Consider the following 16072-nt stretch of genomic DNA (forward strand, 5'->3'; position numbering starts at 1 on the left):
CACCCCCGCACAACCCTGCCCCGAGCAAGCCGACCACGTAATCGGCGAATCCACCCTGCCCCGAAACCACATCGGATCAAATCTATTCAACTGCGATCAACACGAACCGCATCGGTGGATCGAGGCTCAGACGACCGATGTCGATGTAGCTATGGCGGACAGCAGGAGGCGATGTGAACTCGGGGACCTGCGCGGTGCCCTAGAAGCCTTCCGGGGCGTGGCCGCCTCCGGGCAGCCAGATCTTCGAGCAGCGGCGCTCTTCGAGGCTGGATCGGTCGCGATGCAGATGGGTCTACTAGAGGAGGCCAGAGAAGCCTACGAAGAGAGCATCCTGTGCGCACAACCTGGCCACTCCGCGCAAGCCGCACTCAGTCTCGGCAGCCTACTGTGGGAAAAAGAGGCCCGCGACGCCGCTGGAGCAATCCGAGCCTGGACGACCGCAAAAGAGCTCGGCGACCAAGCGACACAGGCAAAAGCCTCCTTCAATATCGGACTCGCATACCATCATGCACAAAACTATCGCGCGGCCGTATCCGAACTTCAACACGCCATGAGACTGAGCGATTCAGGTTTCCAAGCCAAAATAGCCATAATGCTAGCTGAAGTCCACCAGTCCATGGACACTGAAGCCGTGATCGTCGACGACTACTACTACCAAGCACTGCGCGTCGGCGATCCCCACTACTCCCCAATGGCCGCCATCACACTCGGCAGTCGGATTTACTCTCGCGAAGGCCCCAGCCCCGAAGCCCTGAAAGTGACACGTTTAGCATTCACATCACAGAATTTAGAAGCACAAGGTGAAGCAGCCTGGCAACTCGGTCACATGCTGGAGGAGCGAGAGGAATTGGACGAGGCGATAAAAGCATATAAGACAGCAATCGATACCGGTCATGTGGACTGGGCACCTGCTGGACACTGCGCCCTCGGCTTGCTGCACGGCACACAGAACCGGACCAATATGGGAATGCGCCACCTCCGGACGGCCTACGACTCAAGGCATCCCGAATATCGTTTGGAAGCAGCCTACTGGATGGGCATGTTTTATTGGTGGGATGGCGCACACGGAAAGCAAGGAAAGCTCCAGAATGCGGTAATCATGCTTCGGCAAGTCGTGAACAGCGGGCACCCAAAATGGGGACCCCGTGCAAGCTCCGCACTATCCGATATACTGAAAAATCCCGAAGCTCGGGATTAAATAATTAATGACGACAGTGCACCCGGGGAACCACCCAAACTTCCGCGACGTCGCGGCCGCCGTCAGGCGGCGTCGGCTCGCGGCTCTGTCCGGCTTTCGACGATTCGGCGCAGCACGTCCAACGCGCGCACCGCCTCGTCGCGATCCACCGGCAAGCCGTTCAACGAGGCTTCGCCCACTTTGCCGCGTTGCCGGCGGCCTGCGTCGTACTCCTTGAGCCTCGGCAAGACGCTTCAACGAGAAGTGCGGCACCAGCTTCACCGACGAGGCCATCTGTACGGCGGACTGCCCCGACGCGGTGTCGGGATCAGGAGGCGCCGGGCGCGGGCGGCGGCAGCAGGGCGCCGCCGGTGAGGCCGGCCCCGAGGGTACGGGCCGACTCGTCGGCGAGCCGCCCCGCGAGTTCCGCGGCGGCCCGCAGGTCGTGCAGGTGCCGGAAGGCCCGACCGTACCGCCGCTGATCCACCAGCGGTAGCAACGGGACACGAAGCCGACGCGGGTCGAGTCGGACGATGGTGCTGCCGGTCGCCGCCGCCCGCACGTTCTCCTCCGCGCCAAGGAAGCCGGCGAGGAACCACGGGTCGAGCCGCCCCGGGTCCGGGCGCAGCAGGATCATCTGCCGTCCGAGTGGCGTACCGGCGTCCCGGTCGTCGGCGACCCAGGCCGACGACGCCCCGACGCCGGACGACAACCCGCCACGGAGCAGCTCAGGCAGCAGGACGTCGCCGGCCCGGACGGTCAGCTCCGGGTCGGTGGGCGCCTCGTCAAGATTCCGGGTCGTCGCCGGCGCGCGCAGCAGGGCGAGCGCGTTGCCGCGCAGCAGATCGGCGACGGTGGCGGTGCGCCAAGGCTGCCGCTCCTCCCCCGCCGGCGACCAGCCGTCGCCGCCGGTCAGCGCGGTCAGCTCCGCCGCCGTCGCCCGCAGCCGGGCCAGCAGCGCGGACCCGGCCTCGGCCAGCTCCTCCGGTGCGGCGGCGGCCGGTGCGGTCCGGACGTGTCGGGCCGGGGTCAGGTCGACGGTCTCGTCGAGCAGGTCGATGACCGGGACGGCCCGGGCAATCCCGGGTACGCCGTCGAACGTCTCCGGGTCCGCGCGCCAACGCTGCCACACGTCGAGCACGGTCTCCCGCAGGCTCGGCCAGTCGATCGCGGACCGGCCACCGGTCGACCCGCCACCGGTCGAGGTCGACGTGGTGCGGGCCGAACCAGACGTGACCCGCAGCGCGGCAGACGTGTCCGAGGCCAGCGGTGACGCCGGCTCGACCGGGTCGACGAAGAGCACCGTCTGCGGTACCGACTCCGCCGGGTCGGGGCGGCGCAGCAGCCAGAGTTGCAGTCCGACGTGCAGCGGGGTGGCGGCCCCGGCCGGCAGCGCCACGACCGCCCGCAGCGCGCCCTTGCGGAGCAGCTCGGCCCGCAGCCGCCGGCCGGCGGAGCGTTCGGCGGTGGCCGGTGACATCAGCAGCACCGCCGGCCCGCCAAGCTTGACGTGGGCCAGGCAGTGCTGCACCCAGGCCAACCCGGGTTCGCTCCTCGGCGGTAACCCGAACAGCCAGCGCGGGTCGCCGGCCAACTCGGCGTGCCCCCAGTCCCGGTCGCCGTACGGGGGTGCGCAGAGCGCGGCGTCGGCGGTCAGCTGCGGAAAGGCGTCGGCCCGCAGGCTGTCGCCGGCCGCCAGGCGGGAGGTGGCGGACGGGTCCAGCACCCGCAGGCGTACGCCGGTCAGCGCCGCCTGGACCGTCACTACATCCTGCCCGGACAGTTCCCGGGCCCCGAGACCGAGGGCGGCGACCAGCAGACTCCCCGCCCCGCACGCCGGGTCGAAAACCCTGGTCGGGTACGACGTTCCCGGCTCGGCGATCAGGGCCGCCATCAGCTCGGCCAGTGGTGCCGGGGTGTGGTAGCCGCCGCTGGCTCCGGTCACCTCGGTGTCGTGGTCGGCGAGCACCTCGGCGGCGGCGGTCGCCCCGTCCCGTCGTACGCCGTTCAGCAGTGCGCGGAGCAGGTCGGCGTGTGCGACGGGGAATGCTGGCGTGTCGTCCGTGCCGGGCAGTTCGTCGGCGGCCGACCGGGCCAGTTCGGTGGCCCGGGTGCCGAGTCGGGCATCGGACAGTTCGGCCAGGGCGTCGACCTGGTCGTCGGAGAGTCGGGAGACGGCGAGCACCAACGGCAGCAGTCGCAGCGGCAGGTGGTGGCCGTGGTCGTCGGCGGCCCGCAGTGCCACCCGCAACTCGTCGGCCGCGGAGTCGACCGGCAGTTGTCCCCGGCCCGAGAGCCAGCTCCGGACCGCCGCCAGGTCGTACGCCGGGCTCGCCTCGGTGCCGCCGGTCGGGGCCGGAAAGTCGGCGTGTCGTCGACGCCAGTTGCTGACCGTTGCCCGGGTGACGCCGGCCAGCCGAGAGATCTCGGCGGCGGTCACCAGCGCGCTGGACTTCGGCATCGGCACGTCCTGTCGGGGGCGGGGCAGCGGGTACTGCGGTGATCACCGTACACCGACAACCCTAGAACGCGTAAACGCGTTTGACAACGCTTTCACTGCATGGTCTCCTAGATGAGCTTTCATCGGTCGGCGCCCATGCCGCCGATACCGCTCCCCCCTGCCTGCCTGCCGTCAGATCGCCGGCTCCCCCTCCCGCACCAGTTGGCCTTCCGAAGGAGTTCCCTCGTGTCCATCACCCTGCCCACGGCCGCCGTCGAGGGCATCCAGCTGACCGTCATCCCGTTCCGCACCGATGCCGTGGTCGGCACGGTCGGGCTGCCCGCGCTGCTTCAGCTCGTACCGTCGCCGAAGCTGGAGGAGGACCGGCGGGCCATGCGGTACACCCCCGGCGCGATGCGCCGACACGCCGAGATCCGTAGCCTGGTCCAGCGCACCCTCAAGGCCACCCAGAAGGGGCGCAACGTCGAGGCGTACGCCCGCTACATCGCCGCCGGCATCTCCGGCGACTTCGGATCCGGCTGGTCGACGCCGCCGATCACCCTCTGGCTCGCCGACGAGCCGGGCGCGGTCAGCGAGGAACTCGTCCCGGGCAGCGGCATCCGGCGGATCACCCTGCTCGCCAACTCGCCGGTCGTGGCGATCGACGGCGAGACCCAGGTGACCGCCCTGCACGAGCTGTACGACGACCCGGAGCGCTTCGACCTCACCTACTCCGCCCTCGGCGCGGTCCGGCTGCCGTTCGAGCTCTACTGGGGACTTGCCGTCGAGGACGCCCGACAGATCTTCTACGACCGCAACGTCGAAGGCGTCCCGGTCGCCAAGAACCTCGCCATGTCCATGGACCAGCGCGACTTCGGCACCCAGCTCGCGCACCGGATCGCCGACTCGGTCAAGGTCGAACACGAGGGGCGGATCGTTTCCCTCAGCCGGCTCGTCCAGGCCCGCAAGCGCCAGCTGACCCGGACCGACCCCGAGTTGATCACCCTCTCCGCGCTGCGGGTCCTGGTGGTCACCACCATCTTCGGGCGAGCCGGCCTCGGTCGCTCCTCCGCCACCCTCCGCACCGCCGACCTGCCGGAGGGAACGTCGCCGGAGCAGGTCGAGCGACGGGTCGTACCGCTGCTCTCCACGCTGCTCGGTCACCTCTTCCCCCAGCTCGCCGCCCGGTCTGCCGTCTCCGCCCCGGCGGTCCTGGCCGGCCTCGGCATCGCGGCGCACCACGCCACCGGCTGGTCCTCCTCGGGCGGCCCGCTGACCGACGACGACCTGCTCAACCTGCTCGCCGACATCCGCTGGGAGCGCGAAGCCCAGTACTGGGACGGCATCGCCGCCAGCGCCAACGCCGCCGGAACGCTCAACTTCGGCGGAGGCGCCAAGGACTCCGGCGGTCGGGTTGCCGACGCCGTCCTCTACCCCGACACCGAGAGCGGTCGCAAGATCCGCGGCCGGTAGTCCCGCACCCCATCCGAATCCGGAGGTACGCCGTGCCGACCCCAGAACCGGAAACCGTCGACCAGCTCCTGGCCGACCACCTCGACCGCGCCGACCTGCCCGAGAACGCCGCCACCCTGGTCCTCGCCGCCCTGCTCGGCGAGGACGAGTTCCAGCAGGCGCTCGGCGGCAACCCGCCCACCCCGCCACCGACCACATCGGACGAGGCATCCAAAGCCGCCGAACCGATCGGCACCTACCTGACCAGCATCGAGGTGACCGGCTTCCGGGGCATCGGCCCCACCGCCACCCTAAACCTCAAACCCGAACCAGGGCTGACCATCGTCACCGGCCGCAACGGCTCCGGGAAGTCCAGCTTCGCCGAAGCCGCCGAGTACGCCCTCACCGGCGACAACAAGCGCTGGTCCGGCCGCAGCAGCATCTGGCAGGACGGCTGGCGCAACCTGCACGCCGGACAGAACCCGAGCATCCGGGTCCGGCTCGGCGTCGACGGCCACCGCAACGGCGCCACCGTCGAACACCACTGGCAGCCCGAGGACGGCCTCGCCGACGGTACGGCGTTCTTCCAGCTCGCCGGCGAGCCCCGACAGTCCGTCGCCGCCCTCGGCTGGTCCGCCCCACTGGAGCTGTACCGCCCCTTCCTCTCGTACGCCGAACTCGGCGGCCTGCTCAGCGGCCGCCCCAGCGAGATGTACGACTCCCTGCACCGCATCCTCGGACTCGGCCGAATCGTCGAGGTCGAAACCATGCTCAAGACCGCCCGCCGCGAGATGGACCGGCTCCGGAAGCTGCCCGCCGAGACCCTGCCCGCACTGCGTACCGCCCTGGCCGGGCTGGACGACGAACGAGCCCGGCAGGCCGAGGCGGCACTCGCCGGCAAGGTCGCCGACCTCGACCGGCTCACCGCACTGGCCACTGTGGAAAGCAACGACGACGACCGCGACGCCGTCGTACCACTGCGCCAGCTCGACCTGCTGGAACTTCCCAACCCGGACGAGGTCACCAGGCTCGCCGACCGACTCCGGACCGCACTGGCCCGGATCGAGGCTCTCGCCGCCACCCCGGCCGAGACGTCCCGGGCGGTCGCCGGACTGCTCCGCGACGCACTCCGGCACCACCACGAGCATCCCGACCAGCCCTGTCCGGTGTGCGGGGGTCGCACCCTGGACCGGGCGTGGGCCGAACAGGCCCAGCGGGAACTGGACCGGCTCACCCGGGAGGCCGAGGACCTGGAGGCGGCACACCGGACCGTCACCGAGAGCCGGCGGGCACTGCGGGAACTCGTCCCGCCGCAGCCGGCCGCCCTCGCGGCCGACCTCACCGCCGACGGGGTCACCACCGGCGACGTACGCCTGGCCTGGCAGCAGTGGACGGAGCTGGCAGCCGCCGACGACCCGGTGAAGGTCGCCGAGACCGCGCCGGCCGGCTACCTGGCGCTGCGCGCGGCGCTGGAACCGGTCCAGGCCGCCGCCCGGGAGGCGCTGCGGCGCCGCCGGCAGGCCTGGCAGCCGGTCGCCGACCAGCTCCGCGCCTGGGTCGAGAGCGAGCAGGCCGGCCGGCAGGCGGCCCGGATGTACGCCGCGCTGCGCAAGGCGGTCACCTGGCTGCAGCAGGTCGCCGACGAGATCCGCAACCAGAAGCTGGCCCCGGTCGCCGCCGAGGCGACCGGGATCTGGAACACGCTGCGTCAGGAGAGCAACGTCGACCTCGGCGGCATCCGGTTGGCCGGTGCCGGCCCCAGCCGACGGGTCGACCTGAGGGTGAGCGTCGACGGGGTGCCGGGAGCGGCGCTCGGGGTGATGAGCCAGGGTGAACTGCACTCCCTCGCACTCGCCCTGTTCCTGCCCCGGGCCACGATGCCGGAGAGCCCGTTCCGGTTCCTCGTCATCGACGACCCGGTCCAGTCCATGGACCCGGTCAAGGTGTACGGACTCGCCCAGGTGCTGGCCCGGGTCGCCGAACACCGGCAGGTGATCGTCTTCACCCACGACGACCGGCTCCCGGCCGCCGTACGCCACCTGGACCTCCATGCCCGGGTCCTCACCGTCAGCCGGCTGGCCCGCTCCCAGGTGACGGTCGGCGGCGAGGGCGGCAACCCGGCGCTGCGCTACCTCGCCGACGCGAAGACCATCGCATGTGACGAGGAGATGGCCGCCGAGGTCAAGGTGCCGGTGGTCGGCAACCTGGTTCGCGACGCCATCGAGTACGCCTGCCACGAGCGGGTCCGGGCCCGCGACTTCCGGGCCGGCCGGCCGATCGCCAAGACCGAGGCCGCCCTCGACGCGGTGCAGGGGCTGCGGGCGATCCTCGCCCTGGCCCTGCTCGGCGACCCGAAGCGGGTCGGTGAACTCGGTGAACCACTGCGCCGGCTGCACCCCGCCGCCCCGCACGTGGTCCGGGACGCCAACAGCTGCGCACACGGTGGTGGCACCGGCGTCGACCTGGTCCGGCTGGTCGACCAGGCCGGCCCGGTGGTAGAGAGGCTGGCCCTGCCGTGACCCCGCAGCAGTTCCTCGACGCCGCCGCGCGGCTGATGACCGCACCGACCCCGAGCACCCGCCGCTGCTGGCAGCGTGGCAGCGCCTGCCTCACCCGGATCGCCCTCGAACACGGACTGCGCGGGTTCTGGCAGCGGCAGGCCCCGTCGGTGCTCGGCTGCCGGATGCGGCAGCAGCTGATCGTGCTGTCGAGCCTGCTCGACGCCGAAACCGCCCGCACCGCCCGGGCCGCCTGGTACGGGCTGTCCCGGGCGATGCACCACCACACGTACGAGCTGGCGCCGACGGTCGCCGAACTCGACAGCTGGCACCGGGACGTGACCCGTCTGCTCGACCGCCTCGACAACCGCACGGAGGTGCAGCCATGAACCCGCAACCGCCCATCCCGCCGACGACCGGTGACGGCGTACCGGTGAGCCCGGGCGGTTCCGAGCCGCCGCCGCTGCTGCACATCGAGCGGCTGTCGACGCCCCCGACCCGGTCCAGCGCCCGCGGCCCGGTGCCGTGGATCGCCGGCATCGTCAGCGGCCTGGTCCTGGTCGGCGGCGGCATCGTCCTCGGGATCGGCATCGGGAGCAGCGGAAACGCCGGGCGGACCGAGGTCGCCGGTGGCATCGTGAGCACCCCGGCGGCCACCACCGCCGCCGCGACCCCGACCGGTACGCCGACGGCCACTCCCACCCCGGCCGCCACCCCGACGACGTCGAAGCCGAGCGCGCGGCCGACGTACCGGACGCTCAGCGCCCGGCAGTGGAAACTGCTGGCAAAGGACCCCGACTCGTACGTCGGCAGGACCTACCTGGTGTACGGGGTGGTGACCCAGTTCGACGCGGCGACCGGCGACGACACCTTCCGGGCCGACGTCGGGCCGAAGAACATGGCCGACGACTGGGACTACGAGACGAACACCCTGCTCACCGGCACAACCCGACAGTTGCGCAACGTGGTGGACGACGACGAGTTCCGGGCGAACGTGACCGTCCTCGGCTCCTTCTCGTACGACACCCAGGTCGGCGGCAACACGACGGTGCCGCTGCTCCGGATCGACAGCATCCGGATCCTCTGAGTCCGGGACTCCAGATCATGGAGCCGGATCGTCGTTCCCACGACGACCAGACTCCGCGTTCGGGAATCTCTCGGAATCGGGACGGCAGGCTATCCGAAGACGCGGCGGAACCGACGTGGCGGCAGCAGGGAGCGGAGCTTGTCGGCGGCGCCGGCGAAGTCGGAGATGTCGGTGAGGCATCCGTGGCCGGTGTGGGCAAGCCAGAGCGCGCCGTTGCGCTCCGCCACCAGCGCGTCGGAGAGCGGCACCGTGTGCACGTCGCCCTCGCCGTCCACCGTGGAGATGCTGTCCGCGCCGATGACCAGCGTTCCCCGGTTGCGGCGCCGTTTCAGCAGCGGCGGCCGGAGCACCTCGCCCGAGGGGACGTGACGGGTACGGGGACAGGGGTCCTCGGTGCAGCCCGACAGGCTCGGCCTCGCCCCGGACGGTACGACGATCGTCGCGGTCGACAGCCAGCCGGACATCAGGTCCCGCGCCGCCGCCGGGGTGAGGCCGCGAAGTTCGGCCCGAGCGTCCGGGATGTAGCTGTCAGCCGTACCGAACAGCTCCCGCCCGGTCGCGGGCTCGAGTTCCGCGATGTGCCACAGCCACGCCACCGACGCCAGCCTGGCCTGCAGTGCCTCCGGCAGAACCCGGTCGTGCTCCTCCGGCATCTCGTGGTCCAGCTCGGCCTGGTCGGGTCCGTCGCGGACCAGCCGGAGCAGCTCGGTCCAGAGCAGCTCGGCTGCGGCCGCCGCATCGGAATCCCTGGCTCCGCCGCCCTTCGGGCTGACCGTCAGGCCGAACTCGTGCCGGGTGCTGTCGACGGCCAGGAACACGGGATACGCCGTGAGGGCGAGTCCAGCCCGGTCCAGTGCCGCGCCGACCCGCGTCATCAGCACCCGCAGTAGCAGGACCACCGCCGCGCCGGGTTCGGCGCCGAAGGACAGCCCGGGGCCGAGCACGTCGTCGGCGTACCAGATGGGTCCGGTCTGGTGTCTGACCGGCGGCGTGGGGTGACTGACCCGCGGGCCCGGCGGCAGCGGCAGGCGAAGGTCCGGCGGCATGGCGGCGATCGTGGCCAGGACGGTGTTGCCGCTGGTGAAGTACGTCGTGACGTGTCGTCGGATCTCGTCGGCGGTGAAGAGCCGGTAGTCCACGACGGGCCAGCGGGCCAGGCCGGGGCCGGACGGTCCGAACCGTCGGGCGAGCAGCGAACCCCACGGATCCCGCAGGTTCTCGATGTCCGGAAGGTAGCGGTCCTCCGGGTCGACGTCGGCGACCGCGTCAGCCAGTTCCTCCCCCGGCAGGCCGCTGACGGCCGCGCAGATGGCGGCGAAGTGCTCCGCCAACTGCTCCGGCGACCCGGCCGCGGTGAACGACGTGTCGACGATCGAGGTCCCGGCGGTGGACCTGTCCACCCGGCCGGGTTCGGCCCGGCCGAGCAGCGCCTGCACCAGATGGGTCAGGCCGGTGGTGTCGAGTGCCTCGTCTCGGGCACCGCAGCCGACGGTCAGTGTCGCGGCCGGCACGCCCGGAAGGTCCTCCCGGAGGATGGTGACCCCGTCGATCTCACCTCGCCACATGCGCGGATCGTAGGCTGGCCGTTCAAGCCGGCAGCCACGTACGAGACCGGCTCCGCTCGTGGTCCGCCCCTCCGGGGCGGCGTCATCGACCGAGGTCAGCGCGGACACTCACCGGCAGATGACCCGGTGTCTGACATTTACCCGGGAGAGCCCCGGTTCGGCAGATCCGACCACCTCGACGTGTTGCGCGGATGGCGACAACCCCAGAACCCGGACGACCCCATCACATCTATGATCGTCTATCTTGCTCTGGTGATGTCCACCCGATCTCCATGGAGGCGGCATGCGTAGGGTACGGATGATGGCCGCGCTCGCGCTCGCGACCGGAGCGCTGCTGGTCGGCGCCGGCGCGCCGGCGCAGGCGGCGGCCCAGACGAGCGGCAAGCCGACCGTCGGCACCTCGTTCCATTTCGGCACCTACTACACCGTCGAGGCGTGCCGGTACTTCGGCGAGAGTCTCGTGTCGGGCCCGCAGTTCAACTCGTACAGCTGCTCGCCCTACTGGTACCCGAACGACCCGCAGATGTACTGGGCGCTCTACGTCTACCCCTGACCGGTCCACCCCTGACCGACGTGTCGCCGACGCGATCCCCGGCCCGGTCGCCCACCGTCGAAGCGTGGACGACCGGGCCGGGGCGGCACCGTGACCACTCCGGGGTGGGTCGGCGGAACCGGAAGTTCACCCTGAACAGCACATATCCTTCTTGGGGCACTCTGCCGGTCCGGTGGACGCGGAATACCGGACGTCGTCCGGTTCGTCGCCACCTGTCGAGAAACTCCGAGCCGTCGGGTACCTCCGCTGTCGCACGGCTGTGCAAGACTCCCTAGCTGCGTCAACGGACGACATCTCGAGGCCGCGCCCGGCGGTGGAACGACGTGGGCAGGCCGCAGACACAGAAGGAAACCCCCGAACATGCAACCTGACGTGCTCCAGGCCCAGAGCCAGTTCCACATCCGGCAGCGGATCCGGCTGATGGTCAACCAGTACGAGGTCCACAGCGTCAACCCGGACGGTTCCGAGGGCGGGCTGCTCGCCTTCGCCCAGCAGAAGCGGATGGCGTTCAAGGAACAGGTGACCCTCTACACCGACGACACCAAGCAGACGCCGGTCCTCGGCTTCAAGGCCCGCGCGGTGATCGACCTCGGCGCGACGTACGACGTCACCGACGCCGCCGGCAGCCCGATCGGCCTGTTCCGCAAGGACTTCAAGGCGTCCCTGCTCCGCTCCACCTGGCACGTCGAGCAGCCCGGCCTCGGCCAGGCCACCGGCCAGGAGCGCAGCATGCCCGTCGCGCTGCTGCGCCGGTTCGTCGAAGGACTCTCCTGGCTGCCGTACCACTTCGACTTCACCATCAACGGCCAGCCGGCGTTCGAGGTCGTGAAGAAGTGGGGCCTGCGCGACCGGTACGTCGTCACCATCCACCAGCCGCAGCTCGACCGGCGCCTGGTCATCGCGATGGCCGTCGCCCTCGACGCGCTGCAGTCCCGCTGACCTGACAGCGTCCGCCCCCGCACCGGTAAGCCGGGCGCGTCCCGCCTCGCGGGAACGCGCCCGGACCCGGCCGGTACGAGTTGACACCGCACCGCCCTGAGACCCGGCTGGCGCGGCACCCCCGGCAGAGGGCAGCATGACGGGCGTGTCCCAGCCTCCTCAGCTCGCCGCCGTCCAGGACCGCGCCCGGGCGCAGCACGGCGCCGGCGACCTCGCGGGCGCCCGCCGACTCCTCGGCCAGGCCCTCGACGCGGCCCGCCCCGCGTACGGCAACGACCACCCCGAGGTGCTCTCCACCGCACTCCTGCTGGCCCAGTGGCACCGTCAGGCAGACGATCCGGCAGCCGCCCGGCGAACCCTGGAGGAGGCGCTGACCGACGGCCAGCACCGCTGGGGCGATGCCGACCCGTTGATGCTCGCCCTCTCCTTCGAACTCGGTGCGGTCGCCGAGGAACTCGGCAACCGGCACGAGGCACGGCGCAACTTCACCCGGATCGCGACGATCGGTCCGGGGGTGCTCGGCGTCGACCACTGGCAGGTCCGGGCGGCCCGGGACTATCTCGGTGAGCCGCCCTCGACCGGCGCGTCCCCGGAGATGCCCTCGTCCGGCCTGCCGTCGGCCCCACCACCGCCGGTCCAGCCGGCAGCGGTCCCGCCGGCGCCGGTCGCCCAGCCAGGGCCGGTGGCACCGCCACAGCCCATTTCGGCACCGCACGCGCCGAACCCCGTCTCGGCGCCGCACGCCCCGAACCCCGTCTCGGCGCCGGTGGGTATGCCGGTCTCGTCGTCGCCGGCCAGTGCCGCGCCGTACCCGTCGAGCGGGGCGGGGTTCCCGACCAGCGGTACGCCGTACCCGTCCACGGGTTCGCCGGCGGTCCGCGCCACCGGACCCGGTTACGAGCCGGCGACGTACCCGCCGTACTCGGCGCAGTCGGCGGCGCAGCCGGAGACGTACCCGGTGGTCACGATGCCGGCCCCGACGCCCGTCGCGGAACCGGCACCACGGTCGTCGGGCCGGGGCTCGACGGTGGCGGCGGCGGTCGCGGCGGCCGCCGCGGTGATCGCCGCGATCGTGGTGGTGGTCGCCGTGGTGGCCGACAAGGACGCCCCGCCACCCCCGACCACCCAGGACGATCCCGGTGGCGTGGTCATCTCCGGCGAACCGCCGACCGAGGTGAAACTGCTCGACGAGGGGACCGCGATCACGATCACCTGGGCGGACCCCAGCGGTGGCACGGTGCCGTTCCTGGTCACCGGCGCGCAGCGCAACAAGGAGGCGCAGGCGATGGGGCGGGTCAGTGCCGGCGATCCGACGAGTTTCACGGTGAACGCGCTGAATCCCCGACTCGAATACTGCTTCACCGTGCTCGCGGTGTATTCGACGAGTGAATTCGCCCCGTCGGATCTCGTGTGTACCACCCGGGGCACCGGCGCAAGCCCGAACTGATCACGATTCGACACCAGCTTTACGTCGCTGACCTGCCCAAACAACCGTGACGGGAAGGCCAGTCCACAATTCGCGCGGGCTCTGTCCACAACGGCACGTTCCGGGTACCCGGCCGAAGAGGGCGGGCCATATGATGGCACCCGGTTTCGGGGAGATTCGCTGACGAGGGCGGTCGGAGACAGCACCGCCACGATGGGGAGGTCAGCCGGCTGTGGTCACCACAGGCAACGGCTTCACAGGCAGTGACGGCAATGCCGGAGGGGCGGCCGTGGTCGCGCCCGGCGGTCCCACCGCGCGTCGGCGGTCCCGCCGGCTCCGGGGCGGGCTCGTCACCGTCGCCACCGTGGCGGCGCTCGCCGCCGCGATGGGGCTGACCGTGCTCGGTCTGGGCGCGGCGGACAACGCGGTGGCGGGTTACGACGCCAGCTCCTGGCTGTGGAGCGCGGCCAAGAGCGAGCTGGCCCGGGTCAACGGGGTGACCGGCCGGGTCGACACCCGGATGCAGGTGCCGGACGGCCGTGGCCACCAGATGCAGGTCGTCCAGACCGACCGGCTGCTCATCCTGCGGGACCTGAACACCGGCACGATCAGCTCGCTCGACCTCGCCACCCTGCAGGTCATGGCCACCACGAAGAGCACCGCCGGGATCGGCGTCAACATCGCCCTGCACGAGAACTCCGCGTTTGTCGTCGACGCGGTGCAGGGCATCGTCCGACAGCTCGACCCGCGGTCGCTCACCCCGGTCGGTGAGCAGATCAACTATCCGCCGGGGATCACCGGCGGCGCCTTCGACGGCACCGGCAAGCTCTGGGTCGCCGTGCCGAGTCAGGGCACCGTCTCCGCGATCACCCCGGCGGAGCTGCCCGAGAACGCCAACGCCAACGCCGTCCAGGGCGGCGGCGGCTCCGCCGGCGGGATCAGCCCGAAGCAGATCCGCAGCGAGGCGGTCGCCGAGCCGAGCCACGACCTGAAGGTCTCGACCCTCGACGACGGCATCGCCGTGCTGGACCGGACCACCAACACCCTCACCACGCTGGCCGGCGAGGCCGCGCCGCAACCGGTCACGCTGCCGCTGACCGGCCCGGGTCAGCTGCCAACGCGGACCACCGGCGAGCAGATCCCGGTGACGGTGATCGACGACCGCAACGTCGTGGTGAGCGTCAACGCCGCCGTCGGGCAGCGGTTCACCGTCCCCGGTGAGGGGACCCAGCTCGACCCGGCGGTCGCCTGGGCCGGCCGGTTCTACTGCGCCGACCAGGGCACCGGCAAGGTCTACTCGTTCGACGAGGCGGGCAAGCTGCTGGAGACGATCGAGGTGCCGGGCACGAACGGGCCGCTGGAGCTGGAGGTCCGGGAGAACCACCTCTTCGTCAACGCGCCGAACTCCGACCGGGCCAAGGTGATCGACGACCACCACCAGGTCAGGGACGTCAACAAGTACGCCAACGACATCCTCGGCGGCGACCCGCCGCCGACCCCGCCGCCGCCTCCGCCGCCGAAGGATCCGGTGGTCAGCAAGCCGGGCGCGCCGCGCGCGGTGACCGCCTCCGCCGGCAACGCGCAGGCCCGGGTGAGCTGGCGTCCGGCGGCAGCGAACGGCGCTGCGATCACCCGGTACGTCGTCGAGGGCGCCGGGAAGACCTTCCAGGTCGGCGCCGACCAGCGGTCGTTGGAGGTCACCGGCCTGACCAACGGCGAGACCTACCGGTTCTCGGTGCACGCGGTGAACTCGAAGGGTGCCGGCCCGGCCCGGCGCAGCAACCCGGTGACGCCGACCTCCGAGGTGCCGGACCCGCCGGCCAGCGTCACCGCCGAGGCCCGGCCGGACGGCACGGTGGTGGTGAAGTGGCCGGAGGCCAACGGCCAGGGCTACAAGATCAACAAGTACGCGGTCACCGCCATCTCCGCCGGCGCGAACGCACCGGCCGGCGAGGCGACCGGCACCGAACTGGTCATCCCGGCCGGTGAACTCACCTACGGCAGCCAGTACGCCTTCACCGTCGTCTCGATCAACGAGAAGGGCGCCGGCTCGGCCGCCTCCCCGGTCAGCGGCACCGTCGTGCCGTTCACCACCCCGGAGGCACCGGTCAACCTCACCGCCGCCACCGTCGGCAACGCCAAGGGCACCATCTCGCTGCGCTGGACCGCCCCCGCCGACAACGGCCGACCGATCACCGGATACCGGATCGACGCGGGCGGAAAGACCAGCGAGGTGCCGGCGACCCAGACCCAGGCCACGGTCAACGGCTTCGCCGACGGCCAGAACGTCACGGTCCGGGTGCAGGCGGTCAACGAGGCCGGCGCCGGTGCCGCCGCCACCGGCACCGGCCGCACCGTCGCCCCGCCGACGGTCACGGTCACCGGAAGCAGCTCCGACGCCACCTCGGTCACGGTCAGCTTCACCGTGAACGCCGGCGGCGGCACCGCCACCTGCTCGGTCACCCGGTCCGGCGGCGGTGGAAAGGTGAACGGCAACTGCTCCAGCATCAGGGTCACCGGACTGACCCCGTCGACGACGTACACCCTGACCGTCACCGCGACCAACGCCGCCGGCAGCGGCACCGCACAGACCAGCCGGGCGACCGCCGCCGTCTACGGCATCGCCACCTGCAAGAACGGTGAGAACGGTGACACCGCGACGTACTGCGACCGGGACCGGGACGGCCGCAACGGCAACGAGATCTTCTCCGGCACCCAGCAGGACAACGACAAGCAGGTCGGCTGGGCGAGGCCCGGCACCCGGCTGCAGGCGTACTGCAAGAAGTCGGGCGAAGAGGTCTACGCCTACATCTACAACAACGACAAGCGCAGCACCTGGTGGGTCCAGGTGAACTACGAGGGCCGGAACTACATCCCGTGGGCCTGGCTCAACCTGGAGGGCGGGGACAACATCAACGTCCTGCCGACCTGCTGA

At 71.2% G+C, this 16072-nt stretch carries 12 protein-coding genes; 9 read left to right on the plus strand and 3 right to left on the minus strand.

From position 1 onward, the window contains the following. Positions 1-1198 (plus strand): tetratricopeptide repeat protein (locus tag ABGB05_RS06455; RefSeq protein ID WP_347652256.1); only part of this gene is annotated, 1198 nt, incomplete at its 5' end. 62 nt (positions 1199-1260) lie between these two features. On the opposite strand, the gene ABGB05_RS06460 is transcribed toward ABGB05_RS06455, so the two are convergent. Together ABGB05_RS06460 and ABGB05_RS06465 are read right to left on the minus strand one after the other, a co-directional pair. Beyond that, positions 1261-1425, minus strand: coding sequence for a hypothetical protein (locus tag ABGB05_RS06460; protein ID WP_347652257.1), 165 nt, complete (start codon positions 1423-1425; stop codon positions 1261-1263). A gap of 80 nt (positions 1426-1505) precedes the next feature. Beyond that, positions 1506-3638 (minus strand): N-6 DNA methylase, encoded by a 2133-nt coding sequence (locus tag ABGB05_RS06465; protein ID WP_347652258.1) that lies wholly within the window; start codon positions 3636-3638, stop codon positions 1506-1508. A gap of 225 nt (positions 3639-3863) precedes the next feature. Between ABGB05_RS06465 and ABGB05_RS06470 the strand changes: the two genes are divergently transcribed. From ABGB05_RS06470 to ABGB05_RS06485, 4 genes are read left to right on the plus strand one after another with little or no spacing between them, the layout of a single operon-like run. Next, positions 3864-5090, plus strand: a complete 1227-nt coding sequence (locus tag ABGB05_RS06470; protein WP_347652259.1) for a DNA sulfur modification protein DndB — start codon at positions 3864-3866, stop codon at positions 5088-5090. A gap of 32 nt (positions 5091-5122) precedes the next feature. After that, the gene (locus tag ABGB05_RS06475) at positions 5123-7588 is read left to right on the plus strand and encodes an AAA family ATPase (RefSeq protein ID WP_347652260.1); all 2466 of its coding nucleotides are present in this window, start codon (positions 5123-5125) and stop codon (positions 7586-7588) included. Further along, positions 7585-7956, plus strand: a complete 372-nt coding sequence (locus ABGB05_RS06480; RefSeq protein ID WP_347652261.1) for a hypothetical protein — start codon at positions 7585-7587, stop codon at positions 7954-7956. Before ABGB05_RS06475 ends, ABGB05_RS06480 begins: the two co-directional genes overlap by 4 nt. Next, positions 7953-8654, plus strand: a complete 702-nt coding sequence (locus ABGB05_RS06485) for a hypothetical protein (protein ID WP_347652262.1) — start codon at positions 7953-7955, stop codon at positions 8652-8654. Before ABGB05_RS06480 ends, ABGB05_RS06485 begins: the two co-directional genes overlap by 4 nt. Positions 8655-8743: 89 nt before the next feature. Here ABGB05_RS06485 and ABGB05_RS06490 read toward each other — a convergent pair whose 3' ends face one another. Further along, positions 8744-10219 carry a hypothetical protein gene (locus ABGB05_RS06490; RefSeq protein WP_347652263.1) on the minus strand — a complete coding sequence of 492 codons (1476 nt, stop codon included), beginning with the start codon at positions 10217-10219 and terminating at the stop codon, positions 8744-8746. A gap of 283 nt (positions 10220-10502) precedes the next feature. Here ABGB05_RS06490 and ABGB05_RS06495 point away from each other — a divergent pair, with 283 nt between their 5' ends. The 4 genes from ABGB05_RS06495 to ABGB05_RS06510 all read left to right on the plus strand — a co-directional run bounded on the left by ABGB05_RS06495 (position 10503) and on the right by ABGB05_RS06510 (position 16072). Next, complete coding sequence (locus tag ABGB05_RS06495; RefSeq protein WP_347652264.1) at positions 10503-10772, plus strand: hypothetical protein; 270 nt, start codon at positions 10503-10505, stop codon at positions 10770-10772. Between the two features lie 360 nt (positions 10773-11132). Continuing rightward, complete coding sequence (locus tag ABGB05_RS06500) at positions 11133-11711, plus strand: hypothetical protein (RefSeq protein ID WP_347652265.1); 579 nt, start codon at positions 11133-11135, stop codon at positions 11709-11711. Positions 11712-11856: 145 nt separating this feature from the next. Then, positions 11857-13158, plus strand: coding sequence for a tetratricopeptide repeat protein (locus ABGB05_RS06505; protein ID WP_347652266.1), 1302 nt, complete (start codon positions 11857-11859; stop codon positions 13156-13158). Between the two features lie 268 nt (positions 13159-13426). Further along, a complete protein-coding gene (locus tag ABGB05_RS06510) occupies positions 13427-16072 on the plus strand; it encodes a fibronectin type III domain-containing protein (protein ID WP_347652444.1) in 2646 nt (881 codons plus the stop codon).

This window comes from Plantactinospora sp. B5E13, from assembly GCF_039871775.1.
GTDB lineage: Bacteria > Actinomycetota > Actinomycetes > Mycobacteriales > Micromonosporaceae > Plantactinospora.

Coding starts and splice junctions, on each gene's coding strand:
- ABGB05_RS06485 (WP_347652262.1), top strand. CDS start 7,953: ATGAACCCGCAACCGCCCATCCCGCCGACGACCGGTGACGGCGTACCG.
- ABGB05_RS06500 (WP_347652265.1), top strand. CDS start 11,133: ATGCAACCTGACGTGCTCCAGGCCCAGAGCCAGTTCCACATCCGGCAG.
- ABGB05_RS06465 (WP_347652258.1), bottom strand. CDS start 3,638: ATGCCGAAGTCCAGCGCGCTGGTGACCGCCGCCGAGATCTCTCGGCTG.
- ABGB05_RS06490 (WP_347652263.1), bottom strand. CDS start 10,219: ATGTGGCGAGGTGAGATCGACGGGGTCACCATCCTCCGGGAGGACCTT.
- ABGB05_RS06495 (WP_347652264.1), top strand. CDS start 10,503: ATGCGTAGGGTACGGATGATGGCCGCGCTCGCGCTCGCGACCGGAGCG.